This window comes from Klebsiella sp. V115_8 (genome assembly GCF_029967715.1).
Classification (GTDB): Bacteria; Pseudomonadota; Gammaproteobacteria; order Enterobacterales; family Enterobacteriaceae; genus Klebsiella; species Klebsiella quasipneumoniae.
On the sequence record NZ_JASCAR010000031.1, the window covers coordinates 35,694 to 61,324 of the forward strand.

The 25,631-nt window shown below is 58.5% G+C and carries 21 protein-coding genes and 1 riboswitch; of the genes, 5 read left to right on the top strand and 16 right to left on the bottom strand.

Going from position 1 to position 25,631, the window contains the following annotated elements; genetic code table 11:
• Nucleotides 1–32: 32 nt before the first annotated feature.
• The 3 genes from araD to araB form a co-directional block, all read right to left on the bottom strand.
• On the bottom strand, nt 33–728 hold the full coding sequence (gene araD, locus QLG03_RS13450; RefSeq protein ID WP_017901201.1) for an L-ribulose-5-phosphate 4-epimerase: 696 nt from the start codon (nt 726–728) through the stop codon (nt 33–35).
• A gap of 137 nt (nt 729–865) precedes the next feature.
• Nucleotides 866–2,368 (bottom strand): L-arabinose isomerase, encoded by a 1,503-nt coding sequence (araA, locus tag QLG03_RS13455; protein WP_023291959.1) that lies wholly within the window; start codon nt 2,366–2,368, stop codon nt 866–868.
• A 10-nt stretch (nt 2,369–2,378) separates the two neighbouring features.
• The gene (gene araB / locus QLG03_RS13460; RefSeq protein WP_255989375.1) at nt 2,379–4,088 is read right to left on the bottom strand and encodes a ribulokinase; all 1,710 of its coding nucleotides are present in this window, start codon (nt 4,086–4,088) and stop codon (nt 2,379–2,381) included.
• A gap of 336 nt (nt 4,089–4,424) precedes the next feature.
• Between araB and araC the strand changes: the two genes are divergently transcribed.
• The gene (gene araC / locus QLG03_RS13465; protein ID WP_004204301.1) at nt 4,425–5,270 is read left to right on the top strand and encodes an arabinose operon transcriptional regulator AraC; all 846 of its coding nucleotides are present in this window, start codon (nt 4,425–4,427) and stop codon (nt 5,268–5,270) included.
• Between the two features lie 128 nt (nt 5,271–5,398).
• Entirely contained in the window at nt 5,399–6,166 is a 768-nt protein-coding gene (locus QLG03_RS13470) for a DedA family protein (RefSeq protein ID WP_048336390.1), read from the top strand.
• Here the strand turns inward: QLG03_RS13470 and thiQ are convergent.
• The 4 genes from thiQ to sgrR form a co-directional block, all read right to left on the bottom strand.
• Nucleotides 6,153–6,854 (bottom strand): thiamine ABC transporter ATP-binding protein ThiQ, encoded by a 702-nt coding sequence (gene thiQ, locus QLG03_RS13475; protein ID WP_023291962.1) that lies wholly within the window; start codon nt 6,852–6,854, stop codon nt 6,153–6,155. The two genes, QLG03_RS13470 and thiQ, sit on opposite strands and share 14 nt — an antisense overlap.
• Nucleotides 6,838–8,448, bottom strand: a complete 1,611-nt coding sequence (thiP, locus tag QLG03_RS13480; RefSeq protein WP_044521011.1) for a thiamine/thiamine pyrophosphate ABC transporter permease ThiP — start codon at nt 8,446–8,448, stop codon at nt 6,838–6,840. Before thiP ends, thiQ begins: the two co-directional genes overlap by 17 nt.
• Complete coding sequence (thiB, locus tag QLG03_RS13485; RefSeq protein ID WP_060591132.1) at nt 8,424–9,407, bottom strand: thiamine ABC transporter substrate binding subunit; 984 nt, start codon at nt 9,405–9,407, stop codon at nt 8,424–8,426. The genes thiP and thiB overlap by 25 nt, the downstream gene beginning before the upstream one ends.
• Before the next feature lie 32 nt (nt 9,408–9,439).
• Nucleotides 9,440–9,659, bottom strand: a riboswitch (TPP riboswitch).
• Nucleotides 9,660–9,696: 37 nt separating this feature from the next.
• Nucleotides 9,697–11,352, bottom strand: a complete 1,656-nt coding sequence (gene sgrR / locus QLG03_RS13490) for an HTH-type transcriptional regulator SgrR (protein ID WP_282473646.1) — start codon at nt 11,350–11,352, stop codon at nt 9,697–9,699.
• 87 nt (nt 11,353–11,439) lie between these two features.
• Between sgrR and sgrT the strand changes: the two genes are divergently transcribed.
• Entirely contained in the window at nt 11,440–11,592 is a 153-nt protein-coding gene (sgrT, locus tag QLG03_RS13495; protein ID WP_004204309.1) for a glucose uptake inhibitor SgrT, read from the top strand.
• Between the two features lie 277 nt (nt 11,593–11,869).
• A complete protein-coding gene (locus QLG03_RS13500; protein WP_023291966.1) occupies nt 11,870–13,054 on the top strand; it encodes a sugar efflux transporter in 1,185 nt (394 codons plus the stop codon).
• Nucleotides 13,055–13,098: 44 nt separating this feature from the next.
• Here the strand turns inward: QLG03_RS13500 and QLG03_RS13505 are convergent, their stop codons facing one another.
• The gene (locus QLG03_RS13505; protein ID WP_023291967.1) at nt 13,099–14,409 is read right to left on the bottom strand and encodes an MFS transporter; all 1,311 of its coding nucleotides are present in this window, start codon (nt 14,407–14,409) and stop codon (nt 13,099–13,101) included.
• 231 nt (nt 14,410–14,640) lie between these two features.
• Between QLG03_RS13505 and QLG03_RS13510 the strand changes: the two genes are divergently transcribed.
• On the top strand, nt 14,641–15,537 hold the full coding sequence (locus QLG03_RS13510; protein ID WP_004204315.1) for a LysR family transcriptional regulator: 897 nt from the start codon (nt 14,641–14,643) through the stop codon (nt 15,535–15,537).
• Nucleotides 15,538–15,574: 37 nt separating this feature from the next.
• On the opposite strand, the gene aroD is transcribed toward QLG03_RS13510, so the two are convergent.
• The 8 genes from aroD to leuA all read right to left on the bottom strand — a co-directional run bounded on the left by aroD (nt 15,575) and on the right by leuA (nt 25,573).
• On the bottom strand, nt 15,575–16,330 hold the full coding sequence (gene aroD / locus QLG03_RS13515; protein ID WP_023291968.1) for a type I 3-dehydroquinate dehydratase: 756 nt from the start codon (nt 16,328–16,330) through the stop codon (nt 15,575–15,577).
• A gap of 30 nt (nt 16,331–16,360) precedes the next feature.
• Nucleotides 16,361–17,575 (bottom strand): MFS transporter, encoded by a 1,215-nt coding sequence (locus tag QLG03_RS13520; RefSeq protein ID WP_032453837.1) that lies wholly within the window; start codon nt 17,573–17,575, stop codon nt 16,361–16,363.
• 10 nt (nt 17,576–17,585) lie between these two features.
• Nucleotides 17,586–18,449 (bottom strand): shikimate dehydrogenase, encoded by an 864-nt coding sequence (locus QLG03_RS13525; protein ID WP_017901194.1) that lies wholly within the window; start codon nt 18,447–18,449, stop codon nt 17,586–17,588.
• A gap of 11 nt (nt 18,450–18,460) precedes the next feature.
• A complete protein-coding gene (locus QLG03_RS13530) occupies nt 18,461–20,494 on the bottom strand; it encodes an FAD-dependent oxidoreductase (RefSeq protein ID WP_044521016.1) in 2,034 nt (677 codons plus the stop codon).
• A gap of 397 nt (nt 20,495–20,891) precedes the next feature.
• The gene (leuD, locus tag QLG03_RS13535) at nt 20,892–21,497 is read right to left on the bottom strand and encodes a 3-isopropylmalate dehydratase small subunit (protein ID WP_023291972.1); all 606 of its coding nucleotides are present in this window, start codon (nt 21,495–21,497) and stop codon (nt 20,892–20,894) included.
• A gap of 10 nt (nt 21,498–21,507) precedes the next feature.
• The gene (leuC, locus tag QLG03_RS13540) at nt 21,508–22,908 is read right to left on the bottom strand and encodes a 3-isopropylmalate dehydratase large subunit (RefSeq protein ID WP_023291973.1); all 1,401 of its coding nucleotides are present in this window, start codon (nt 22,906–22,908) and stop codon (nt 21,508–21,510) included.
• A 2-nt stretch (nt 22,909–22,910) separates the two neighbouring features.
• A complete protein-coding gene (gene leuB / locus QLG03_RS13545) occupies nt 22,911–24,002 on the bottom strand; it encodes a 3-isopropylmalate dehydrogenase (protein ID WP_023291974.1) in 1,092 nt (363 codons plus the stop codon).
• A complete protein-coding gene (gene leuA / locus QLG03_RS13550; protein ID WP_023291975.1) occupies nt 24,002–25,573 on the bottom strand; it encodes a 2-isopropylmalate synthase in 1,572 nt (523 codons plus the stop codon). The genes leuB and leuA overlap by 1 nt, the downstream gene beginning before the upstream one ends.
• Nucleotides 25,574–25,631 lie beyond the last annotated feature (58 nt).

The window sequence follows — 25,631 nt, forward strand, 5'->3', positions numbered from 1 at the left end:
TAGCCCTGCCAGGCGCAGCGCGAGCAGGGTGATTATTGGCCGTAGTAGGCTTTAGCCCCGTGCTTACGCAGATAGTGCTTATCCAGCAGGGTCTGCTGCATATCCGGCAGCTGCGGCGCCAGCTGGCGGCAGAAGATGCCCATATACGCGATCTCTTCCAGCACGATGGCGTTATGCACCGCGTCTTCGGCGTTTTTACCCCATGCGAACGGGCCGTGGGAATGAACCAGCACGCCGGGCATCTGCGCCGGGTCGATCTCGCGCTGGCGGAAGGTTTCAACAATCACCTTGCCGGTTTCCCATTCGTATTCGCCATTGATCTCCGCATCGGTCATCAGCCGGGTGCAGGGCACTGGACCATAGAAATAGTCGGCGTGGGTGGTGCCGGTCGCCGGAATAGCTTGCCCGGCCTGCGCCCAGATGGTGGCGTGGCGCGAATGGGTATGCACAATGCCGCCCAGCGTCGGGAAAGCCTGATACAACAGGCGATGGGTCGGGGTATCCGACGAGGGCTTCTTCTTACCCTCCACCACTTCGCCGCTCTCCAGACTGACCACCACCATATCGTCGGCGGTCATTACGCGATAATCCACGCCGGAGGGTTTGATAACCAGAACGCCCTGGTCGCGGTCGACGGCGCTGACGTTGCCCCAGGTTAAGGTCACCAGATTATGCTGCGGCAGCGCTAAGTTGGCTTCCAGAACCTGGCGTTTAAGATCTTCTAACATAGTGTGCTCCGAATAGCAGGCGAGTCGGGTATCCCTCACCCCGGCCCTCTCCCGGCGGGAGAGGGAGGAAGGCGGCATCGCGCCCGGCCGGTACCCTCTCCCCGGCGGGGAAAGGGGTAGGGTGAGGGGACGACCTTTTAGCGTTTTGAACCGTAATAGACTTCATTCCAGCGCAGCGCGTCTTTGAAGGCCGGCAGACGGGTATCGTTGTCGATGACGGTCAGCTCGATATCATTCAGCTCGGCGAACTGGCGCATATCGTCGAGGTTCAGCGCATGGCTGAAGACGGTATGGTGCGCGCCGCCGGCGATGATCCAGGCTTCCGAAGCGGTACGCAGATCCGGCTGCGCTTTCCACAGGGCGTTGGCCACCGGCAGCTTCGGCAGATCGTGCGGCGTCGGGACGGTTTCAATGGTGTTGACCAGCAGACGGAAGCGGTCTCCCAGGTCGATCAGGCTGGCGACAATCGCCGGGCCGGTCTGGGTATTGAAGATCAGGCGCGCCGGATCCGCTTTGCCGCCGATGCCCAGCGGCTGGACGTCGAGGATCGGTTTCTCAGCGGTGGCGATCGTCGGGCACACTTCCAGCATGTGCGAGCCGAGCACCAGATCGTTGCCATTGTCGAAGTGGTAGGTGTAATCCTCCATAAAGGAGGTGCCGCCCTGCAGACCAGTTGACATCACCTTCATGATGCGAAGCAGAGCGGCGGTTTTCCAGTCGCCCTCGCCGGCAAAGCCGTAGCCCTGCTGCATCAGGCGCTGTACGGCGAGACCCGGGAGCTGTTTCAGGCCGTGGAGATCTTCAAAGGTGGTGGTAAAGGCGTGGAAACCGCCCTGTTCGAGGAAGCGTTTCATCCCCAGCTCAATGCGCGCGGCGTCCAGCACGTTCTGGCGCTTGTCGCCGTGAACCTGCGCCGCCGGGGTCAGACGGTAGCTGCTCTCGTATTCATCGACCAGCGCGCTGATATCGCCGTCGCTGACGCTGTTGACCACCTGCACCAGATCGCCGACCGCCCAGGTGTTCACTGAGAAGCCAAACTTGATCTGCGCCGCGACTTTATCGCCGTCGGTCACCGCCACTTCACGCATGTTATCGCCGAAACGGCACACTTTCAGATGACGGGTATCCTGTCTGGAGACCGCCTGGCGCATCCAGCCGCCGATGCGCTGGTGGGCCTCTTTATCCTGCCAGTGGCCGGTCACCACGCTGTGCTGCTGGCGCATACGGGCGCCGATGAAGCCGAACTCGCGGCCGCCGTGCGCGGTCTGGTTCAGGTTCATAAAGTCCATATCGATGCTGTCCCACGGCAGCGCGGCATTGTACTGCGTATGGAACTGCAGCAGCGGCTTGTTGAGGATGGTCAGGCCGTTGATCCACATTTTTGCCGGCGAGAAGGTATGCAGCCAGACCACTAACCCGGCGCATTTGTCATCGTAGTTGGCGTCGCGGCAGATATGGGTGATCTCGTCCGGGGTAGTGCCCAGCGGCTTGAGGACCAGTTTACACGGCAGTTTGGCTTCCGCATTCAGGCTGTTCACCACATGTTCGGCATGCTTCGTCACCTGGCGCAGGGCTTCCGGGCCGTAGAGATGTTGGCTGCCAATAACGAACCATACTTCATAGTTATCAAAAATCGTCATTTTCGTATCCTTAATGGGTGAGCGCTGCCTGAGATTGCGGGGCTTTTTCCGCCTTTGCAGCCGAAGGGAGATAGTGTTGTTCGGCGCTGACCGACCACTGCTGGTAGCGCTGATAGAGTTGTTCGAAACGCTGTGCCTGCGCCGGGCGCGGCTGCAGGGTGGTTTCCACCTGGCTTGCCATCCGCTGCTGGGCGGCTGGAATATCCTCATAGACGCCGGCGGCGACGGCGGCGAAGATAGCCGCCCCCAGCGCACAGCACTGATCGGAGGCGACAATCTGCAGCGGACGGTTCAGCACGTCGCAGCAGGCCTGCATGATGACCTGGTTTTTCCGCGCGATACCGCCGAGCGCCATGACGTTGTTAACCGGGATCCCCTGCTCGGTGAAGCACTCCATAATGGCGCGGGCGCCGAAGGCGGTGGCGGCGATCAGTCCGCCGAATAGCGCCGGCGCGTCGGTGGCCAGGTTAAGGTCGGTGATCACCCCTTTCAGGCGCTGGTTGGCATTCGGCGTGCGGCGGCCGTTGAACCAGTCCAGCACTACCGGCAGATGATCGAGCGATGGGTTACTGGCCCAGGCTTCGGTGAGCGCCGGCAGTAACTGTTTTTGGCTGGCTTTGATTTGTTCGCGCAATTCCGGATGCTGCTGGGCCAGCTGTTCCAGCGGCCAGCCGAGGATGCGCCCAAACCAGGCGTAAATATCGCCGAAGGCGGACTGGCCTGCCTCCATACCGATAAAGTGCGGGACCACGCTGCCGTCGACCTGGCCGCAGATGCCTTTGACCGTACGGTCGCCGACGCTCTCTTTATCGGCAATTAGAATGTCGCAGGTGGAGGTGCCGATGACTTTCACCAGCGCGTTAGGCTGCGCGCCGGCGCCAACGGCGCCCATATGGCAGTCGAAGGCGCCGCCGGAGATGGCCACGGTCTGCGACAGGCCCAGGCGCTGGGCCCACTCTGCGCTTAGCGTGCCGACCGGCACATCGGCCGTCCAGGTATCGGTGAACAGCGGCCAGGCCAGATGCTGGTTAATGATGGGATCAAGCTCATCGAAGAAGCTGGCCGGCGGCAGCCCGCCCCAGCTCTCATGCCACAGCGATTTATGCCCGGCGCTGCAGCGGCCGCGGCGCAGATCCTGCGGACGCGTAGTGCCGGAGAGCAGGGCGGGCACCCAGTCGCAAAGCTCCACCCACGAGGCGGCTGCCTGGGCGACGGCGCTATCTTCCCGGGTGACGTGGAGGATTTTGGCCCAGAACCATTCGCTGGAGTAGATCCCGCCGATATAGCGCGAGTAATCCTCTTTGCCCGGCTGGTGGCACAGGCGGGTGATCGCCTCGGCTTCCTCGACCGCGGTATGATCCTTCCACAGGACAAACATGGCGTTAGGGTTGTCAGCGAATTCTTCGCGCAGCGCCAGCACGTTACCCTCGGCATCAACGGGAGCCGGGGTTGAGCCGGTGCTGTCGACGCCAATGCCCACGACGTCGGCGCGCTGTTCGGCGCTCAGGCAGGCAAGAACGCTTTTCAGCGCCGCTTCCATGGACTCGATGTAATCTCGCGGGTGGTGGCGGAAGCGGTTGTTCGCGCCATCGCAATACTGTCCTTCCCGCCAGCGCGGATACCACTCCACGCTTGCCGCCAGTTCTGCGCCGGACGCGCATTCCACCGCCAGGGCGCGGACTGAGTCACTACCAAAGTCGAGGCCAATCGCAATTGCCATCTTGTTACTCCATGCAGAAATCATTCATGCAGCAACAGTAGATATCCCCGGCAAAATCCGTCAGGCCGGATTCGCTAATCTTATGGATTATTTTGCTGTCACCTCGCAAAGTGTGACGCCGTGCAAATATTCGATGTGGACTTTCCTGCCGTATTTATAGACACTTTTGTTACCCGGCATATCCCGGTGGAATGCACGCCGCTGGCGCTTTTTTCGCTTGCTGTGCGGCTTTTTAGCGAAATTTCCACCGCCGTCGCAGTCGTGACAGGGCCGAGAGCGATAAAATGATGAATATGGACAATTGGTGTCACTAATACCTTCGGGAGAACCACGCGTATGGCCGAAACGCAAAACGATCCGCTGCTGCCGGGCTACTCTTTTAACGCTCATCTGGTCACCGGCCTGACGCCGATTGAGGCGCAGGGATACCTGGATTTCTTTATCGACCGCCCGCTGGGTATGAAAGGCTATATCCTCAACCTGACGATCCGCGGCGAGGGCGTAATCAACAACCACGGCGAGCAGTTTGTCTGCCGGCCGGGCGATATGCTGCTGTTCCCGCCGGGGGAGATCCATCACTACGGCCGCCATCCCGACGCCAGCGAGTGGTATCACCAGTGGGTCTACTTCCGCCCGCGCGCCTACTGGCACGAGTGGCTCAACTGGCCGACGATCTTCGCCCAGACCGGCTTTTTCCGTCCGGACGAGCAGTGGCAGGCGCGCTTTGGCGAGCTGTTCGGCCAGATCGTCGATGCCGGGCAAGGGGCGGGGCGCTATTCCGAACTGCTGGCGATTAATCTGCTGGAACAGCTCCTGTTGCGGCGGATGGAGGCGATCAACGAATCGCTGCATCCGCCGCTGGATAACCGGGTGCGCGACGCCTGCCAGTACATCAGCGACCATCTGGCGGACAGCCATTTTGATATCGCCAGCGTCGCCCAGCACGTCTGCCTGTCGCCCTCGCGCCTGTCGCACCTGTTTCGCCAGCAGCTGGGGATCAGCGTCCTCGGCTGGCGGGAGGACCAGCGTATCAGCCAGGCCAAACTGTTGCTGAGCACCACGCGGATGCCGATCGCCACCGTCGGGCGCAACGTCGGCTTTGAAGATCAGCTCTATTTTTCCCGCGTGTTCAAAAAATGCACCGGCGCCAGCCCGAGCGAATTCCGCGCGGGATGTGAATAAAAAGTAAAGAAAGTGAAATGATGACCCGCTTAAATGTCACAGCCAGTAAACTATTAAGACAATTGGTGGCTTGACGACGGCGCGATGGCTTCGGAGAATCCGGGCTTCGTTTTTTAACCGGGTACATTATGCAAGCATTGCTCGAACACTTTATTACCCAATCCACGGTCTACTCGCTGTTAGCCGTGATGCTGGTGGCCTTTCTCGAGTCGCTGGCGCTGGTGGGGCTTATCTTACCCGGAACGGTGATGATGGCCGGCCTTGGGGCGCTGATTGGCGGCGGTGAGGTTAACTTCTGGCAGGCGTGGCTGGCGGGGATCGTGGGCTGTCTGCTGGGCGACTGGATCTCATTCTGGCTCGGATGGCGCTTTAAAAAGCCGCTGCACCGCTGGTCGTTCATGAAGAAAAACCGCGCCCTGCTGGAGAAAACCGAGCATGCGCTGCACCAGCACAGCATGATCACCATCCTGATTGGCCGCTTTGTTGGGCCGACGCGTCCGCTGGTGCCGATGGTCGCCGGGATGCTCGACCTGCCGGTGGCCAAATTCGTGCTACCAAATGTTATCGGCTGCCTGCTCTGGCCGCCGCTCTATTTCCTGCCTGGCATTCTCGCCGGGGCGGCGATTGATATTCCGGCCGATGAAAACAGCGCCAGCTTTAAATGGCTGCTGCTGGGGGCGGCGCTGCTCGCCTGGCTGGCGGGGTGGCTGTGCTGGCGGCTGTGGCGGAGCGCGAAAACGTCTGGCGATCGGCTGACCCGCTGGCTGCCGCGCGGGCGTCTGCTGTGGCTGGCGCCGCTTATGGTCGCGCTGGCGGCAACGGCGTTAACGTTTGTCTTCCGCCATCCGCTGATGCCGGTCTATCTGGCGATCCTGCACAAGGTTATTGCGCGCTGATCCCCATCAGATGCGAGGCGCTGCTGTGGCCGCTTAACAGCTCGGCGGTAGCGCCATCCCAGACAATGCGCCCTTCGGCGACCACAATCGAGCGCGGCGCAATGCGTGCGGCATCTTCCACGCTGTGCGAGACCATCAGCAGGGTGAGCTGCTGCTGCTCGCAGACATCAGCCACCAGCGCCAGCATCTCCTGGCGCAGCGCCGGGTCGAGCGCTGAGAAGGGTTCATCCAGCAGCAGCACTGGCTGCTGGCGCACCAGACAGCGGGCCAGCGCCGCGCGCTGCCGTTGACCGCCGGAGAGCTCTCCCGGCAGGCGTTCAAGCAGGTCATCAATTCCCATCTGGGCGGCAATCGCCGTGACTTTCTGCTGCTGTTCGCGGCTCAGCTTCAGGCCAGGGTGGATCCCGAGACTGATATTCTGCCGAATGGTCAGATGGTTAAACAGGTTATTCTCCTGGAACAGCATCGAAACCGGACGCTGCGCCGGCGGCGTCGCGTGATGCGTCTCGCCGTTAATCTGCAGGCTGCCGCTGGCGGGCGGCAGAAAACCGGCGATCAGATTCAGCAGGGTGCTCTTTCCGGCGCCGCTGGGGCCGAGCACCGCGATGCGCTCGCCGCGCGCGACGTCGAGAGTAAAGCGCATCGGCAGATGCTGGTACAGCCAGGTCACATCATTGAGTTTTAGCATCACGCCCCGGAAGTTTTTCAATCAGCGTAAATAATAAGAAACAGAGCAGCAGCAGAAGCAGGGCGGTGACGGCGCCGTCCTGGCTGCGGTAGGCGCCTATCTGCTGGTACAGATAGAAAGGCAGGGTGCGGAACGCCTCGTTGCCGAACAGCGCCACCACGCCGAAGTCGCCAATCGACAGCACGCAGGCGAAGGCTAACGCCTGGGCCAGCGGGCGCCGGAGCGCGCGAAGTTCGATGACACGCAGCCGCGCCAGGCCTTCGATCCCCAGCGACTGGCAGAGCATGCTGTAACGGACGGCAATGTCGCGCATCGGGTTTTCCAGCACTTTAAGCGCGTAGGGGATCGCCATCAGGGCATTGGTAAAGATGACGATGCCGTCGGCGGACTCCGGCAGGCCGATGCTGTTATTGAGCAGCAGGAAGAAGCCGGTAGCCAGCACGATGCCTGGCATGGCAAGGATCAGCATGCCGCTCAGCTCCATCGCCTGCCCGGCCAGCGGCCGCTGACGGGCGCGCAGCTCGCGACTGCTCCATAGCAGCATCATCGTCAGGGTCACGCTCAACAGCCCGGCGGCAATGGCGATGCGCAGGGAAGTCGTCAATGCCTGCCAGAGGGCGGGCTGCGCCAGCACGTCCAGCATGTTGCGGTTGATCCCGTCGACGATGACCGCCAGCAACGGCGGCAGCAGAAGCAGCAGGGCGGCGCCGATCAGCAACCCATCGCTCAGCCGGCTATGCAGGCGATCGTCAGGGTCGCGCCAGCCGCGGACATGGCTGACGCCGATAGCCACCGCTTTACTGAGACGCTGGCTGAGCAGCACCAGCCCGAGGCAGCAGAGCATCTGGATCAACGCCAGCATCGCCGCTCGCGCCGGATCGTAGTCAAAGCTCAGCGCCTGGTAGATAGCCAGCTCAATGGTGGTGGCCTTCGGGCCGCCGCCCAGCGACAGCACGGTGGCGAAGCTGGCGAAGCAGAGCATAAAAATCAGCGCGGCGACGGCGGGAATGTGCCGGCGCATCCATGGCCATTCGACGAGGCGGAAGAAGGCATAGCCGCGCATGCCAAGCTGGGCGGCTATTTGCCGCTGCTCGCCGGGAATGTTCTCCAGCGCCTGCAGCAGCAGGCGGGTGGCCATCGGCATATTGAAAAAGACGTGCGCCAGCAGGATGCCCTGCAGGCCATAAGGCGAGAAATCCCACTGCCAGCCGAAAGCGTGAAACAGCGAGGCCAGCCAGCCCTGGCGGCCATAGACGCTGAGGATGCCGAACACCGCCACCAGCACCGGCAGGATCAGGGTCATCGCGCACAGGCGTAGCAGCAGGGTGCGGCCGGGGAAGCGACGCCGATAAAGCGCGCGGGCGAGAAAGACGGCCGGGCCCACCGAAAGCAGCGCTGAGAGCGACGCCTGCCAGAAGGAGAAGCGCACCACGTGCCAGAGGTAGCTATCGCTGAAGATCGTCTGCCAGCCCGCGCCGGGCGCGCTGAACCACAGCGCCAGAAACGCCGCCAGCGCGACGGCGCAGAGCAGCGTGGCGGCGAACAGGCCCGGCAGCAGCCCGCTAAGGTTTAGCGGCTGACGGCGCGTTGCCATGCGCTAATCCAGGTCTGACGCTCGCTGGCGACCTGCTGCGGGGTAAACGTCAGCGTGGTCTGCGGCTTCACCAGGGTTGCAAAACCGGCCGGCAGCGCGACCTGGGTCACCGGATACATCCAGTTGCCGGTGGGGATGGCGTTCTGGAAGCCAGGAGATACCATGAATTTGAGGAATTTCTCCGCCAGTTCCGGCTGCTTGCTGGCGGCGGTGCGGGCGGCAACTTCGACCTGCAGATAGTGGCCTTCGGCGAAGTTCGCCGCCGCATAGTGGTCTTTTTTCTCTTCAATAATGTGGTAGGCCGGCGAGGTGGTGTAGCTCAACACCAGGTCGCTTTCGCCTTTCAGGAACAGACCGTAGGCTTCGCTCCAGCCCTTGGTGACGGTAACGGTCTTCGCCGCCAGCTTCTGCCAGGCCTCGGACGCTTTATCGCCATAGACTTTTTGCATCCATAGCAGCAGCCCCAGCCCCGGGGTGCTGGTGCGCGGATCTTCATAGATGACGCGCCACTTCTGCGGGCTCTCGACCAACTCTTTCAGGCTTTTCGGCGGATTGGCCAGTTTGTTTTTGTCATAGACGAAGGCGAAATAGCCGTAATCGTAGGGGACAAAGGTGTCGTTATCCCAGCCGCCCGGCACGCTGACCGCGCTGGCGGGAACGTGGCTTTTAGCGAACAGCTGACTCTGCGCCGCGGCTTCCAGCAGGTTGTTATCCAGGCCCAGCACGACGTCAGCCTTGCTGTTCTTGCCTTCCATGCGCAGACGATTCAGCAGCGAAACGCCATCTTCCAGCGCGACGAACTTCAGCTCGCAGCCGCAGTCCGCTTCAAACGCTTTTTTGACCGCCGGGCCGGGGCCCCAGTCGGCAGAGAAGGAGTCATAGGTATAGACGGTGAGGACAGGCTTAGCCAGAGCGGGCATGGCGACCAGCGCCAGCAGCGGGAGTAATTTTTTCAACACTTTGCACCTCAGAAAAAAGGGGTGGCAAAGGATTTTGAGTGAGCCTCAAATCCCTTCGCCGGCGTTATCCGGATCAGGTTCGACGGGTATTTTCTCAGCCCATACGCTTCATCCTTCAAGCCGCATCTGCGTTAGCTTCGCGCGTTCACCCCAGTCACATAGTTATCTATGCTCCAGGGGATTCACCCGCTTGCTGCCTTGATGCAACTTGAATGATATTGCGTATGTTTATTAGCACCCCGTTGAGAACGGCCTTAGTGTAATGATTTTGTCAGATGACGGAAAGCGCTTACGGCTCCGGCGGCGCAAACCATGCGGATTTAAAATCGAACCAGCCGAGGGTGTTCATCCGCACGCCGCGCATACTGCGCTGCCCCTGTATCATCAGCCAGTGATGGATCAGCGGCACGATATGCTGGCTGGCCAGCAGGCGCTGACTCCAGGTAGCCGGATTAAACTCTCCCGCGCGCCAGCGGCTGGCGTCTTCTTGCCAGTCGATGGGGATGCAGCGCTGAATCAGCGGGACTTCGTACAGATAGGCGAATAGCGAGAATTCGATCGGCAAGGTGAAGTTAACGCTGTTGAGCCAGATATCGCTGACCACCTCGCCGCGATGCCAGGCATCGTACTCCAGCTCCTGGATCTCCAGCTTCACCTGGTGCGCTGCCAGCAGGTCGCGCATGATCCCGCCGATCACCCGATGTTCGACATGATCGCGGTAGTAGGTGAGGGTAACCGTCTCCAGGCCCGCCGGCTTGTCGCAGGCGTGGTTGCTGGCGTGATGCCAGCGCGGCAGCAGGCCGTAAGCGGGAAACCAGTTGCCCTGGTAAAGCTCGCCCGCGTGGTAGAGCAGGTTCGCGGGCTGAAACAGATAGCTTAACCAGCGGCGCACCGCCTCGTTGGCGCCCAGCGGGCTTCGCGAGTCGAACAGCAGGTAGTAGCACCCCTCTTCCAGACGACTCTCCACCGCCTTTTCGCTTTCGGTATTGCCCTGCAGCGTCAGGCCGCCGTTGGGCTCTTCGCTAATTTCCGGTAGCACCCAGACGTTCACCTCATCGATCAGCGCCCGGTAGCCAAAATAGTCCTCAAAGGCGTGGATCTTAAGCTGGTTCTGATTGTTGCGCACCACCGCATACGGGCCGGTGCCGACCGGCATCGAAGAAAAGTGGTTCATGGCCCGCCACTCCTGCGGCAGCACCATCGCCGGTACCTGGCCCAGCAGCCAGGGCAGCCAGCGGTCGGGCTGGCGCAGATGAATATCCAGGGTCCAGGCGGTGGGCGACTCAATGCGTTCGATATGCGAATAGAGCGGCAGGGCATTGCTGCGCTGCAGAGAAGCGATCACATCGGTCATCTCCAGCTCACGGCCATGGTGAAAATGGATGCCTGGCCGGAGGAAAAAGCGCCAGTGGGTGGGCGTCAACTGCTGCCAGTGGTGGGCAATATCGGCTTCCAGTTCCCCATTTTCCTCATTTACCCGCGTCAGAGCGCTGAATATTTGCCGGGCGATATGGGTTTCCGAACGCCGCAGCGCGCTGCCGGGCAGTAAATTCTTCATCGGCCGGTAGTAGAGCACGCGCAGGATGTGCCGCCCCTGGCGGAAGCTGCGCCCGAGATGCGAGACCAGCATCTGACGGACGGCGGCTTTATCGCCGACCAGCTGCACCAGCTGATCGATGCGATCCTGTTCAAGCAGATCTTCGGCACGCTGCTGCTGCAGGGCGAGGCCGGTATAGAGAAAGGTCAGCCGCGAGCGTTTTCCGCGGCCAGCCTCCGCCTCCCAGGTCAGCCAGCCGCGGGACTCCATCATATTGAGCAAGGTGCGCATGTGGCGGCGCGAGCAGCTCAGCATTTCCGCCAGCTCGTTGAGGGTGGTCTCCTGCGACTTGCCGTCGCAGCACTGCCATAGACGGATGAACTGTTGTTGCAGACGGCCGGAAGACATAAAAGGGGAACTCCTGCGCAAAACTCAGCAATTTATTACTCCCCATATTAAGCCAATAATGAATCCCGATGAAGCGAGGAGGTGAATATGATGAGGTCTACCGCAAAATCGTTCTACCAGCGCTACTTTTCTGCGACGCAGGAAGCGTCCTGGCTGGCCCGCCTGATGGCAGGACGACAGCAGGAAATTCTGGGAGAACTGATGCAGTGGGGAGTGACGTCAAAGACCTCTGATCATTGACTTGCAGACATCATGTGTGACTGAGTATTGGTGTTATACTCGTCGTTTTTCAAGCTGCAGGTGCGCGCGCTCGCCTGGGTCTATCGCTGTCGATGCTCCCAGAGCCCTAAGTTCTGGCCGCGTGAATCGCCCCTACGGGACTCACCCTTTCGGAGCCAGCGCAAAAACGGTTAACCGTTTGTCCTGCAACGTGAATTCCACAGAGTATAGAATCACCCGCCAGCAGAAAGCCTCTGCTGGCTTTTTTCGTTTACTTCGCGTGTGTTAAGGACATTTCATGCTGTGGTTGATGACGATGGGACGACGGCTAAACGGCGTCTATGCCGCCTTTATGCTGGTTGCTTTTATGATGGGCGTGGCGGGCGCATTGCAGGCGCCGACGTTGAGTTTGTTTCTCAGCCGCGAAGTGGGGGCGCAGCCGTTCTGGGTGGGCCTGTTCTACACCGTGAATGCGATAGCCGGGATCCTGGTGAGTCTGGCGCTGGCCAAGCGCTCCGATAGCCGCGGCGACCGGCGGCGGTTAATTATGTTCTGCTGCCTGATGGCGGTAGGCAATGCGCTGCTGTTTGCCTTCAACCGCCACTATCTGACGCTGATCACCTGCGGGGTGATGCTGGCATCCATCGCTAACGCCGCCATGCCGCAGCTCTTTGCCCTGGCGCGGGAGTATGCCGACAGCTCGGCGCGGGAAGTGGTGATGTTCAGCTCGGTCATGCGTGCCCAGCTGTCCCTGGCGTGGGTGATTGGCCCGCCGCTGGCCTTTATGCTGGCGCTCAACTATGGCTTTACCACCATGTTCTCCATTGCGGCGGGCATCTTTGTGATCAGCCTGGCGCTGATTGCCGTCAAACTGCCCTCGGTTCCGCGCGTGGAGCAACCCTCTGAAGAGGCGGAGGCGCTGGCGCAGGCCGGCGGCTGGCAGGACAAGAACGTACGCATGTTGTTTATCGCCTCCACCCTGATGTGGACCTGCAACACCATGTATATCATTGATATGCCGCTGTGGATCAGCAGCGATCTCGGGCTTCCCGACAGCCTGGCCGGGATCCTGATGGGCACTGCCGCCGGGCTGGAGATTCCGGCGATGATCCTCGCCGGCTACTACGTGAAGCGCTTTGGTAAACGTAAAATGATGGTGGCGGCGGTGGCGGCCGGTGTGCTGTTTTATCTGGGGCTGATCCTGTTTCATGGCCGTACGGCGCTGCTGGCCCTGCAGCTGTTCAACGCCATCTTTATCGGCATTATCGCCGGGATCGGCATGCTGTGGTTCCAGGATTTAATGCCGGGGCGCGCGGGGGCGGCGACCACCCTGTTTACCAACAGTATTTCCACTGGCGTGATCCTGGCCGGCGTGATGCAGGGGGCGCTGTCGCAGAGCTATGGCCACGCCAGCGTCTACTGGACGATCGCCGCGATTTCGCTGGTGACGCTGTTTTTAACCAGCAAGGTAAAGGATATCTGACCGTCCTCTTCGCCCCGGCGTGCAATTCGCCGGGGCCGCCGGGTTTACTTCAGTTCGATTCGCTTGATGTCGCCGATGATAAAGATGTAGGCAATCACGCCGATCAGCGCCGTCAGGCCGACGTAGATCAGTGCGTAAAAGAAGTTACCCGTTGCGGAGATAATCACGCCAATTATCAGTGGGGCTATAATCGACGCCATATTAGCGCAGAAATTAAATATACCGCCGGTCAGGCCTGCCATATTTTCCGGGGCAATATCAGAAATTAACGTCCAGCCCAGGCCAACCATTCCCTGGCCAAAAAACGCAACCGACATGATAATAATAACGGTGCTGTTGGCGCTCACCCAGTTCGCCGCAATAATACAGCTGGAGAGTAATAATCCGGAAATTATTGGTAACTTCCGACTGATGTTGACGGAGCCGGTTCGCTTCAGCAGTCGGTCCGAGATCCAGCCGCCGAAGAGGATGCCGATGGCGGCGGCGAGGAACGGCCAGGTGGCGAAGAAGCCAACGTGCAGCCAGGGAAGATGGCGCTCGTTGGCCAGATAGCTGGGAAACCACGTCAGGAAAAACACCAGCGTGGTGTTACCGGCAAACTGACCCAGACTGGCGCCGAGGATCTGGCGACAGCCCAGCAGGCGCCTGGCGTCACGCCAGTTAAATGGAACGTTCTGGATTTTATTGTCAATGCCGTTTGCGCCGATATAATCCAGCTCCGCTTGATTAGCCGTGCGCGATTCATGGGGTTCGTGATAAAAACGCCACCACACCAAAGTAAATAAAATACCTAATCCGCCGGTGAGGAAAAAAAGCGTTCTCCAGCCATGATGTTCGAGGATTAAAAATAACAGCGGCGAGAAGGCCGCCAGTCCTATATATTCACCAACCGTATATGTTGCCGTCGCCCGCGCGCGCTCATGCTGCGGGAACCAGGTGCTGACGATGCGGCTGTTGGCCGGGAAGCAGGGCGCTTCACTGACGCCGAGTCCCAGGCGCAGAAGCAGCAGAGATTTAAGCCCGAGGGTGAAACTTTGCAGCAGGGTAAACAGCGACCAGAAGAAAATTGACAGGGCATAGGTCAGTTTGTTGCCGAAGCGGTCTAAAAACATGCCGCCGGGGATCTGCGCCAGGGCATAGGTCCAGGCAAAGGCGGAGAAAATGATGCCCATCATCGCCGGATCGATATGAATTTCCTGGGTTAACTGTGGGGCAACGATACCAAGGATGGTGCGGTCGAGATAATTGATCATCGTTCCGACGGACAACAGCAGTAAAATAACTATCCGAACGCGGCTTCTTTTTTTCGTCCCCGATGAGGAAGTGAGGACTTCCTGAGAGTTTGACATACTCATAGCGAGTTCCTTTAAAGTTTAAAATATTTTTGCATATATTTGTATATGCAAAAATATCTCCGGGAACTATAGGTAGTATCTATGAATGGCAACGCTTTGTGGCACATTCATCCGCTTCAGAAAATAATATTTGATGCACCGCCAATATTTTCCCGCGCGTGCGCATTATTGGTGGCTTGCATGGTATATTAGCATCAGTGGATTTATTCTTATATTATACGGGCAAAAATAATGAACCTAAAGCAACTTTATTATTTTAAACGTCTGTCTGAAACTGAACATTATACCGAAGCGGCCTCCAGTCTGTGCATCACCCAGCCTTCGCTAAGCCATGCGATATCAGAGCTGGAGAAGGAGTTAGGGGTCGCGCTGTTCGCCAGACAGGGACGGAACGTTAAAATTACGCAAAACGGCAAGCGTTTTCTGCCGTATGTCGAAGATGCGCTGGCCTCACTGGAAAATGGCCGCACAGTTTTGCAAAAAAACGGCGCTGAAAATAAAGAAAACATTCGTATCGCCTTTATTTACACGATGGGCGAATATGTTGTTCCGCAGTTAATTAATAAATATTCTCTTTCACCTGAATTTCACAACGTGACTTTTTCTTTTACTCAAGGGACCTCGCTGACGCTGTTGCAGGAGCTGAAAGCGGGAAAAGTCGATCTGGCGATCTGCTCTTATATTGCCGATGAACCCGATATCGATTTTATTCCGGTTATTCAGCAGGAGCTGGTGGTGGTGACTGCCAGGGATCATCCGCTGGCCCGGCTGTATGAACATGAAGTCGACCTCGTGGAGACGATTCATTATCCCTATATCTATTTTTCAGAAAATAGCGGCTTACGTCCGTTTATCGATAATGTATTTATGCAGCAAAAGCTGGTGCCGGAGATTGCCTGCTACGTGGAAGAGGATACCGCGATGGCCGGGCTGGTCAGCATTGACTACGGGATCGCGATCATGCCGCGGATCTCGGCGCTCTCCCATTACAACGTCCATATCCTGAAGATTAAAAACACCCTCCCTCCGCGCTATATCTATCTGGCGACCATGAAAGACCGCGGACTTTCCCCTGCGCTGCAGTCGTTTAAAAATGTGGTCATCCACGACAGCCAGAAGATCTGTTAGCGAATAGCCCGGAGAGGTCCTCCGGGCTGAGGGGTTATCAGGAGAGAATATCCATCACTTCACGCAGCTTGTCGATGGCGATCTGTCCCGGCGCGGAAGCCTGACCCACGGTACCGAAGGTCATGGCTGAGCCAAAAAGACGCCCGGTCACCCGGCTGACGCCGCCCGATTTTCCCATCGACATGGTGATCAGCGGGCGGGTGGCATACTTCTCTTTCATGGTCAGCGTGGCGGCGAGCAGGGTCAGAACGTCCTGCGGCGATTGCGGCATCACCGCGATCTTCGGCAGATCGGCGCCCAGATCCTGCATGCGGCGCAGGCGATAGATGATATCTTCCTGGGCGGGGGTCTTATGAAAATCATGGTTACTCATGATCACTTTGACGCCCGCGGCATGCGCATCGTCAACCAGCGCGCGGATCTGCGCTTCATCATTGAACAGCTCGATATCGATGACATCAACCAGGCCACTGCGCGCCGCTTCGCGGTTGAGCGCGAAGTAGGCCTCGTCGCTGAGCTCGGTCTCGCCGCCTTCTTTCTTGCTGCGGAAGGTGAACAGCAGCGGCAGCGCTTTCAGCGCGCCACGAATTTCCGCCAGCGCGGCCATCACCTGAGCCATCTCTCTCACCTGAGTAAAGTGGTCAACGCGCCATTCGATGATATCGGCGCCGGCGTCGACCAGGCCGTGGGCGTTACCCAGTATTTCATCCAGCGTTTTGCCGATCAGCGGTACACAAATTAAGGTTTCCCCTTCCTGGAAGGTGATGTTCTTTACGGTAACTGCATTTGTCATGTAGGCATCCATTATTATTCGCGTTGAACCTCAGGCGGTGACTGCGGTGGGTGATACTTTTTGCGCCGCCCGAGCCTGCAGTTGACGATAGCCGATGTACAGGGCGATCACAAAGCCGATCACGGCGATCGCAAAATCAAACCACATAATGCTGGCAATACTGATCTGCGAAAGTTTGGCGGTGATCAGCGGGATCGTGAAGCTGGCGATACTGCCGGCGGTGTAGAAGATGCCGGTTGCCTTGCCTTTCCCGTTCGGGAAGCTCATCGCCATGATCGTCGCTCCCAGCTGTAGCACTCCGCCCGCGGCGGCAAAGCCGATGACAAAGGCGAAGCCGGTAACCATCATCGGCGTCGGGAACAGGCATACCAGCAGCAGCGAGACCATCGACAGGCCAGTATAGATGATCATGGCGACGGCGGAGCTGAACACCTCTTTGACGAAGGCGGCGGTCACGAAGACGCAGACCAGCGACCCGACGGTATAGATGCTGAGCAGCTTAATCGCCGAGGCATAGGGCAGGCCGACCACGAACTGACCGTACTGCGCCAGCCACTGGCTGACCAGATAGAATGTCGCCATGCCGATATAGCCGTACAGGGTGAAGATCACCATATCCAGTTTGTTGGCCTGCGGACGGGCTGAGGTTTCCGCCTGTGGCCCTGGGGTGGCCTCTTTTTTCGCCGCCTGGCTATCCGGGAACGGCATTTTGAGCAAATAGAGGCCGCTCACAACAAACAGCGCCGCCGCAATCACGAACGACCAGCCGAACCACAGATTCGCCCAGATCAGGAAGCTGATAATGAACGGTAGCAGGAACTGTCCGGCGGAGACGAAGGCTTTGATCAACACGTTGGCCCGGCTGGCGGAGTGCGGGAAAGATTCCATCAGCGCCGGATAGGTGCCGGAGTCGAGGAAGCTGTTCGCCAGGCCCGCCATAATGCCGAAGACATAGGCCAGATAGATATTTTTGGTCAGCAGAATGCCGATAAAAAAGATCAGATAGCTGAGGATCCCCAGATAGATAAAGGGCTTACGACCAAAGCGATCCGACAGAAAGCCGGTCACGATGGTCGCCAGTTTGCCGATCCCTAACGAGGAGATCACCACTGATACGCCGGCAGCGTCTGTTCCCCACTGCTCCTGGAGATGGGCCATGTTGAGGGTGATCAGCAGCACCCCCATGCCATGAATCAGGTAGTTGAGGTACAGCCCTGCCGCGGTAGGGACGTATTTATTTTTCATCGCTTGCCCCTTAGAACAGGATGCTTTTGATGTAATCAACCGGCATCTGTTTACCCGTCCAGATTTCGAACGCGCGCGCGCCTTGCCACAGCATCATCCCGAGGCCGTTTAGCGTACGGCAGCCTTTTTTCTCAGCCACTTCCAGCAGGTGGGTTTTGCGCGGGTTGTACACGACGTCGGAGACGATCAGGTCCGGACGCAGGAAGCTGTCGTCCGGGAGCAGCATCTGGCCTTCGAACGGCTTCATGCCGACCCCGGTGGCATTGGTCAGGATCACGCTGCTGTCGATTTCGGCACGCAGTTTGTCATGATCGTCGAGATCGAACAGATGGATCTCGCAGCGCGTGTTGTTGCGGATCTTGGCTACCGTTTCTTCAGCGTTGGCGAAGAATTTATCGCGACGGTTGAAGATCGAGATCGCCTTCACGCCATCCAGTGCCGCCTGGACGCAGAGCGCGGTCGCCGCGCCGCCGGCGCCGAGCACGGTCATCTTCTTGCCAATAATATCGATACCCGCTTCGCTAAGGGCGCGCATATAGCCGGTGCCGTCGGTAATATGCCCGGTCAGTACGCCGTCGTCATTGACCACGGTATTCACCGCCCCGACCAGCTGCGCCGCCGGCGAGAGCTTATCAAGATACTGGCAAATCTCGGTTTTGTTCGGCATAGAGACGTTAAAGCCGCGCAGCTTCAAAGCCCGGAAGCCCTGCACAACGTCTTTCAGCTCCTGATTACCGACTTCAAAAGCCAGGTAGACGTAGTCCAGCCCGAGATGGGCGAAAGCCTCGTTGTGCATGGTGGGCGACATGCTGTGGCGAATCGGGGTGGCGATCAGACCAATCAGCTCAGTGTGTCCAGTAATACGTTCTGCCATGACAAAAATCCTCAATAAGTTAGAAAGGGAATTCGTTGTGCTTCGCGGCTGCCCAGCGCACCCATGTCTTCGAGGGTGTCCAGCACGTTGCGGCCTTCGCGGATGCCGTCGATAATGCGTCGCGCCATCACGCTGTCGCCGATATTCATGATTTTGACGTTATTGGCATTGGCCCAGCGCTCGATCTCGTCGAGACCCGTCCGGTTGGCGCGCATCCCCAGGCAGACAAAGCCGTAGTCGAAGGGGATATCGAAGGTATGCTGTGTATTTTTCACCTGGAAATGGTCGGCAGCCACCGCCATCAGTTGCGTATTCATGTGCTGTTCGACCTGGTGCTCGTCGAGCATGGTCAACATGGCATTCCTGGTAATGATGTCGAGATCGCGACCGGCGGCGTCCTGCATTTCGATTAATACCGCTTGCGCGCCGCGAGCGGTAAAGTATTCGATGACGTCAAGGCCAACGGCGCCCGCGCCGACAACGGCGATGCGTTTGCCCTCGACATGGGTAAATTTCGCCAGATTGCCGATCATGCCGGTAATGGAAAAGACCTTACCTTCCTCGGCGTCAATATTCTCCCGCAGTCCTGCAATAGGCGGCAGCAGGGGGGTTGAGCCGGTGGCATTGACGATCAGATGCGGACGCAGGGCGGAAACCGAGGCCACGTCTGCCCGTTTGCCGACCTGCAGCATCAGGTTATCCAGCGCGGCGATGCGGTTTTTCATAAACTGCGGGAAATCCGCGATGCGTTTTTTCTCCGGCAGACGGGCGATATCGCTGGCGAGACCGCCGACGTGATTTTTCGCCTCCAGCAGCCAGGTGTGGCAGCCGACTTCCGCCGCGGTGCAGGCGGCCTCCATCCCGGCAGTGCCGGCGCCGATGACGACCACGTTCGTTTCGCGATTAACGCGCCGCGTTTTGTAGGTATCGCCGTGAATGATGTCCGGGTTAATTGAACAGCGCAGCGGGCGCGAGCGGGCGATGCGATGGTCGGCGCAGCCGATGTTGCAGGAGATGCATTTGCGCATCAGGCGTTCTTTACCGCTTTGCACCTTCTGCACCCACTCCGGCTCGGCAATCAGACCGCGACCAATGGCAATGAGATCGGCATCGCCGCTGGCGAGGATATCCTCGGCCACCTGCGGGGTACGGATATTGCCGGCGATGACCGTGGGCTTATGGAATTTATCGCGCACCGCGCGGGAGAGATAACGCTTCCAGCCATCCTCCAGCGACATCTGGTCGATTTGCAGATTCAGGTTGTCGTTCTGCGCCGCCGAGACGTTGATGATATCGACCTTCTCCTGGCAGAGCTCAAGGATGCGCAGAGAATCTTCGAGGGTATTGCCGCCCTTGAGGAAGTCGTCGGCGCTAATGCGCAGGCTGACCGGAAAACGCGGCCCGACGCAGGCGCGAACTTTATCGACAATCAGACTTAATATCCGGGTGCGGTTTTCGACGCTGCCGCCAAATTCATCGGTGCGCTTGTTAAATAACGGCGATAAAAACTGGCTAATTAAATAGGAGTGGCCGGCATGAATTTCGACGCAGTCAAAACCCGCGCGACGAACGCGCTCTGCGGCGTCACCGAATTTTTCCACCGCGTGATAAATTTCCTCATGGGTCATTGGCCGCGGAATATTACCGTGCTTTTTCGAGGGCGTCGTCGAGGAGGAGAGCGGTGTCTGACCTTCGAGGCGGTAGGCATAAGCCGAAGCGCCTGCGTGATTTAACTGAATGGATACGCAGGCGCCATGTTTATGCAGGGTCTCGGTTAATTTAAACAGCCGTGGGATATATTGATCGTTATCGATCCGCAGCTGGGTGGTGCCGTTGGAGGCGAAAGGGAAATCAATACAGATGTTTTCGATGGTGATAAGCCCGGTGCCGCCTTTGGCCCGCAGTTCGTAGTATTCCAGCTGTTCCTGCGAGACCTCGCCATTGAGCGTGGCCATATTGGTGCCCATCGGGGGCATAATAATGCGGTTTTTTAGCGTCATGCCGTTGATGGTCAACGGACTGAAAAGGTGCGGATAGTGGCTCATCTCTTCTCTCCACAGGAGGCCGGGAAGCCGCTATGCGGGGGCCCGGGCGTGTCCTTAGTTAATATTTCTCTGTGGGAAAAGATAGCGAGGCGAAAAATCGAAAAATAATGCTTTTTTTTGCTGTGAGCTATAGGGGTTCTCTATGAGATTAACGCTTTTTTCACATTGTTATATTTTTATATTAAACACTCGTACCTTATTTTTACTTGCAGTGAAGGGATAATACATAAACCACGCAGGTCAGGGGGAGGAAAGCGGAATCATTCGTCTTTATCGCGTGGGGCAGGCCAACGTCATGGGCTGACGAACGGTGAAGCAATATTGTTTTTTGTGCGTAAGATCTCAATTTTCTGCCGCAATAAACTAAAAAGCCCGGTCAAATGACCGGGCGCGAAGATTAATTCATAAACGCCGGCAGCTTGTGCTCATAGTCGGAAATAGCCGCTTCATGTTGCAGCGTCAGGCCGATGCTATCCAGGCCATTGAGCATGCAGTGGCGACGGAAATCGTCGATCTTAAAGCTGTAGGTTTTATCCCCCGCTTTAACCACCTGCGCTTCCAGGTCTACTTCAAACGTAATGCCCGGGTTGGCCTGCACCAGTTTGAACAGCTCGTCGACCTGCTCATCGCTCAACGTCACCGGCAGCAGCTGGTTGTTGAAGCTGTTGCCATAGAAAATATCGGCAAAGCTTGGGGCGATAACGACTTTAAAACCGTAATCGGTCAGCGCCCACGGCGCATGCTCGCGCGAGGAGCCACAGCCGAAGTTTTCCCGCGCCAGCAGGATAGATGCGCCTTTGTACTCAGGAAAGTTCAGCACGAACTCCGGGTTCGGCTGTTGACCTTTATCGTCGAGGAAGCGCCAGTCGTTGAACAGGTGCGCGCCAAAGCCGGTGCGGGTCACTTTCTGCAGAAACTGCTTGGGAATGATCGCGTCGGTATCGACGTTTGCAGCATCCAGCGGAACCACCAGGCCGGTATGTTGGGTAAATTTCTCTGCCATGATGGTCTCCTTACTTCAGATTACGGATATCGGCGAAATGGCCGGTCACAGCTGCCGCCGCGGCCATTGCCGGGCTCACCAGGTGCGTGCGTCCGCCGCGGCCCTGGCGGCCTTCAAAATTACGGTTGCTGGTGGAGGCGCAGCGCTCGCCCGGGTTCAGGCGGTCGTTGTTCATCGCCAGACACATAGAGCAGCCCGGTAAGCGCCACTCAAAGCCGGCTTCGATAAAGATCTTATCCAGGCCTTCCGCTTCCGCTTGCGCTTTCACCGGACCGGAACCCGGCACCACCAGCGCCTGGACGCCCGGCGCCACTTTACGCCCTTTGGCGATTTCCGCCGCCGCGCGCAAATCTTCGATACGCGAGTTGGTACAGGAGCCGATGAATACTTTATCGATAGCCACTTCCGTCAGCGGAATGCCGGATTTCAGCCCCATATAGGCCAGCGCTTTCTCGGCGCTGGCGCGTTCCACCGGGTCGCTGAACGACGCAGGATCGGGGATATTATCGCTGACCGAAATCACCTGGCCCGGGTTGGTGCCCCAGGTCACCTGCGGGGCAATCTCAGCCGCCTGCAGCGTCACTACGGTGTCAAATGTGGCGCCGTCGTCGGTTTTCAGGGTTTTCCAGTACGCCACCGCATCGTCAAAATCTTTGCCTTTCGGCGCGTGCAGACGGCCGCGTACGTAATTGAAGGTGGTTTCATCCGGCGCGACCAGGCCCGCTTTCGCGCCCATCTCGATCGCCATGTTGCACAGGGTCATGCGGCCTTCCATGCTCAGATCGCGGATCGCTTCGCCGCAGAACTCCACCACGTGGCCGGTGCCGCCGGCGCTGCCGGTTTTACCAATGATCGCCAACACGATATCTTTGGCGGTGATGCCCGGCGCCGCTTTGCCTTGCACTTCGATTTTCATGGTTTTCGCACGACCCTGTTTCAGGGTCTGGGTCGCCAGCACATGCTCTACTTCGGAGGTGCCGATGCCGAAGGCCAGCGCGCCAAAGGCGCCGTGGGTGGCGGTATGGGAGTCGCCGCACACAATGGTCATCCCCGGCAGGGTAACCCCTTGTTCCGGGCCCATCACGTGAACGATGCCCTGGTACGGGTGGTTCAGATCGTACAGCTCAACGCCGAACTCTTTACAGTTCTTAATCAGCTCCTGCATCTGAATGCGGGCCATCTCGCCGGACGCGTTAATATCTTTGGTCTGCGTCGAGACGTTATGATCCATGGTGGCGAAGGTTTTACCCGGCTGGCGCACCTGGCGGCCGTGGGCGCGCAGGCCGTCAAAGGCCTGCGGGGAGGTGACTTCATGCACCAGATGGCGGTCGATATACAACAGCGGAGTTTCGTTTTGCGCCTCATACACCACGTGCGCATCAAACAATTTTTCGTATAACGTCTTCGCCATGATTACACCCCTTCTGCGACATAGCGGGCAATGATATCGCCCATTTCATCAGTGCTGACCGCTGCCGTGCCGCGCGCTAAATCGCCGGTACGAACGCCTTCCTCCAGAGCGCGGTTAATCGCGCTTTCAATCGCGCTCGCCGCCTCGTCAGCGTCGAGGCTATAGCGCAGCAGCAGCGCCAGGGAGAGGATCTGCGCGATCGGGTTAGCGATATTTTTGCCGGCGATATCCGGCGCCGAGCCGCCTGCTGGCTCGTACAGGCCGAAACCTTGTTCGTTGAGGCTGGCGGACGGCAGCATACCCATCGAGCCGGTGATCATCGCGCACTCGTCGGAGAGGATGTCGCCGAACAGGTTGGAGCACAGCAGCACGTCGAACTGGGACGGATCTTTAATCAGTTGCATGGTGGCGTTATCGATATACATATGCGCCAGCTCAACGTCCGGATACTCCTTGCCGATCTCGGTGACGATTTCGCGCCACAGAATGGACGACTGCAGGACGTTGGCTTTATCGATGGAGGTCACTTTGTGACGACGTTTACGGGCGGATTCAAACGCGATGCGCGCGATACGTTCGATTTCAAAGCGGTGATACACCTCGGTATCAAAAGCTTTCTCATGCTGACCGCTGCCTTCGCGACCTTTCGGCTGACCGAAGTAGATGCCGCCGGTCAGTTCGCGAACGCAGAGAATGTCGAAGCCGTTGGCGGCGATGTCGGCGCGCAGCGGGCAGAACTCTTCCAGCCCCTGATACAGTTTGGCCGGGCGCAGATTGCTGAACAGTTTAAAGTGTTTACGCAGCGGCAGCAGGGCGCCGCGCTCTGGCTGTTCTGCGGGCGGCAGGTGTTCCCACTTCGGGCCGCCGACGGAGCCGAACAGGATCGCGTCCGCCTGCTCGCATCCGGCGACGGTCGCCTGCGGCAGGGGAGTTCCCTGACGGTCGATGGCCGCGCCGCCGACGTCGTACTGGCTGGTGGTAATGTGCATGGCAAAACGTTGGCGCACGGCTTCCAGTACTTTCATCGCCTGGTTCATCACTTCCGGGCCAATGCCATCACCCGGCAAAACGGCAATATGGTAATTCTTCGACATTACACGGTTTCCTTATTGTTCTCTTTATTCTGAGCTTTGCGTTGCAATTCTTTTTCGACTTCGGCGGCGCGCCAGATGTTGTTCAGCACGTGAACCATCGCTTTGGCTGACGACTCTACGATATCCGTTGCCAGACCAACGCCGTGGAAACGGCGGCCGTTGTAGTCAACGACGATATCCACCTGGCCCAGGGCGTCTTTGCCGTGGCCTTTCGCGCTTAAGCCATATTTCACTAATTCAATGTTGTAATCGGTGACGCGGTTAATCGCCTGGTAGATAGCATCAACCGGACCGTTGCCGTTGGCGGCTTCCGTTTTGATCTCATCCCCACAGACCAGTTTGATCGAGGCGGTCGCGATATCGCTGGAGCCGGACTGAACGTTGAAGTAATCCAGGCGGAAATGCTCCGGCTCTTCCTGCTGCTTGTTGATGAAGGCCAGCGCTTCCAGATCGTAATCGAAGACCTGGCCTTTTTTGTCCGCCAGCTTCAGGAACGCGTCGTACAGGTGATCCAGGTTGTAATCGCTCTCCTGGTAACCCATCTCTTCCATCCGGTGTTTCACCGCCGCGCGACCGGAGCGGGAAGTCAGGTTCAGCTGTACCTGGTTCAGGCCGATGGATTCCGGGGTCATGATTTCGTAGTTTTCGCGGTTCTTCAGCACGCCGTCCTGGTGGATACCGGAGGAGTGGGCGAAGGCGCCGGTGCCGACGATGGCTTTGTTCGCCGGGATCGGCATGTTGCAGATCTGGCTGACGGTCTGGCTGGTGCGCCAGATTTCATGGTGGTTGATATTGGTGTGCACGTTCATGATGTCTTTGCGCACTTTAATCGCCATGATGACCTCTTCCAGCGCGCAGTTGCCGGCGCGCTCGCCGATACCGTTCATCGCGCCTTCTACCTGGCGGGCTCCGGCGTGGACCGCGGCGAGGGCGTTGCCGACGGCAATACCCAGGTCATCATGGGTATGGACGGAGATAATGGCTTTGTCGATATTCGGTACGCGCTCATACAGGCCGCTGATAATGTTGGCGTACTCGAACGGCATGGTGTAGCCGACGGTATCCGGAATATTAATGGTGGTGGCGCCAGCGTTAATCGCGGCTTCCACGACGCGAGCCAGGTCAGCAATCGGCGTACGGCCGGCGTCTTCACAGGAGAACTCGACATCGTTAGTGTAGTTGCGCGCCCGCTTCACCATATAAACCGCGCGTTCAATGACCTCATCCAGGGTGCTGCGCAGTTTGGTGGCGATATGCATCGGCGAGGTGGCGATGAAGGTGTGGATACGGAACGCTTCGGCCACCTTTAAGGATTCCGCCGCTACGTCGATATCTTTCTCGACGCAGCGCGCCAGGGCGCATACGCGGCTGTTTTTGATGGTGCGCGCGATGGTCTGCACGGATTCAAAATCGCCCGGAGAAGAAACCGGGAAACCGACTTCCATCACGTCAACACCCATGCGCTCGAGGGCCAGAGCAATCTGCAGCTTCTCTTTGACACTCAGGCTTGCCTGTAACGCTTGTTCGCCATCACGTAAGGTCGTATCGAAAATAATGACTTGCTGGCTCATGGTTTGGATCCTTAGTCTGTGTCCTGGCGCCTTGTTGACGAGCATAAAAAAACCCGCG

Excerpts from the sequence above, each read along its gene's own strand:
- QLG03_RS13525 (WP_017901194.1), bottom strand. The coding sequence starts at position 18,449 with ATGGCAGAACGTATTACTGGACACACTGAGCTGATTGGTCTGATCGCC.
- leuD (WP_023291972.1), bottom strand. The coding sequence starts at position 21,497 with ATGGCAGAGAAATTTACCCAACATACCGGCCTGGTGGTTCCGCTGGAT.
- sgrT (WP_004204309.1), top strand. The coding sequence starts at position 11,440 with ATGATGAGGTCTACCGCAAAATCGTTCTACCAGCGCTACTTTTCTGCG.
- QLG03_RS13470 (WP_048336390.1), top strand. The coding sequence starts at position 5,399 with ATGCAAGCATTGCTCGAACACTTTATTACCCAATCCACGGTCTACTCG.
- sgrR (WP_282473646.1), bottom strand. The coding sequence starts at position 11,352 with ATGTCTTCCGGCCGTCTGCAACAACAGTTCATCCGTCTATGGCAGTGC.
- araA (WP_023291959.1), bottom strand. The coding sequence starts at position 2,368 with ATGACGATTTTTGATAACTATGAAGTATGGTTCGTTATTGGCAGCCAA.
- thiP (WP_044521011.1), bottom strand. The coding sequence starts at position 8,448 with ATGGCAACGCGCCGTCAGCCGCTAAACCTTAGCGGGCTGCTGCCGGGC.
- QLG03_RS13530 (WP_044521016.1), bottom strand. The coding sequence starts at position 20,494 with ATGAGCCACTATCCGCACCTTTTCAGTCCGTTGACCATCAACGGCATG.
- araC (WP_004204301.1), top strand. The coding sequence starts at position 4,425 with ATGGCCGAAACGCAAAACGATCCGCTGCTGCCGGGCTACTCTTTTAAC.
- QLG03_RS13505 (WP_023291967.1), bottom strand. The coding sequence starts at position 14,409 with ATGAGTATGTCAAACTCTCAGGAAGTCCTCACTTCCTCATCGGGGACG.
- leuC (WP_023291973.1), bottom strand. The coding sequence starts at position 22,908 with ATGGCGAAGACGTTATACGAAAAATTGTTTGATGCGCACGTGGTGTAT.
- leuA (WP_023291975.1), bottom strand. The coding sequence starts at position 25,573 with ATGAGCCAGCAAGTCATTATTTTCGATACGACCTTACGTGATGGCGAA.
- QLG03_RS13520 (WP_032453837.1), bottom strand. The coding sequence starts at position 17,575 with ATGAAAAATAAATACGTCCCTACCGCGGCAGGGCTGTACCTCAACTAC.
- araB (WP_255989375.1), bottom strand. The coding sequence starts at position 4,088 with ATGGCAATTGCGATTGGCCTCGACTTTGGTAGTGACTCAGTCCGCGCC.
- aroD (WP_023291968.1), bottom strand. The coding sequence starts at position 16,330 with ATGACAAATGCAGTTACCGTAAAGAACATCACCTTCCAGGAAGGGGAA.
- QLG03_RS13510 (WP_004204315.1), top strand. The coding sequence starts at position 14,641 with ATGAACCTAAAGCAACTTTATTATTTTAAACGTCTGTCTGAAACTGAA.
- araD (WP_017901201.1), bottom strand. The coding sequence starts at position 728 with ATGTTAGAAGATCTTAAACGCCAGGTTCTGGAAGCCAACTTAGCGCTG.
- leuB (WP_023291974.1), bottom strand. The coding sequence starts at position 24,002 with ATGTCGAAGAATTACCATATTGCCGTTTTGCCGGGTGATGGCATTGGC.
- QLG03_RS13500 (WP_023291966.1), top strand. The coding sequence starts at position 11,870 with ATGCTGTGGTTGATGACGATGGGACGACGGCTAAACGGCGTCTATGCC.
- thiQ (WP_023291962.1), bottom strand. The coding sequence starts at position 6,854 with ATGCTAAAACTCAATGATGTGACCTGGCTGTACCAGCATCTGCCGATG.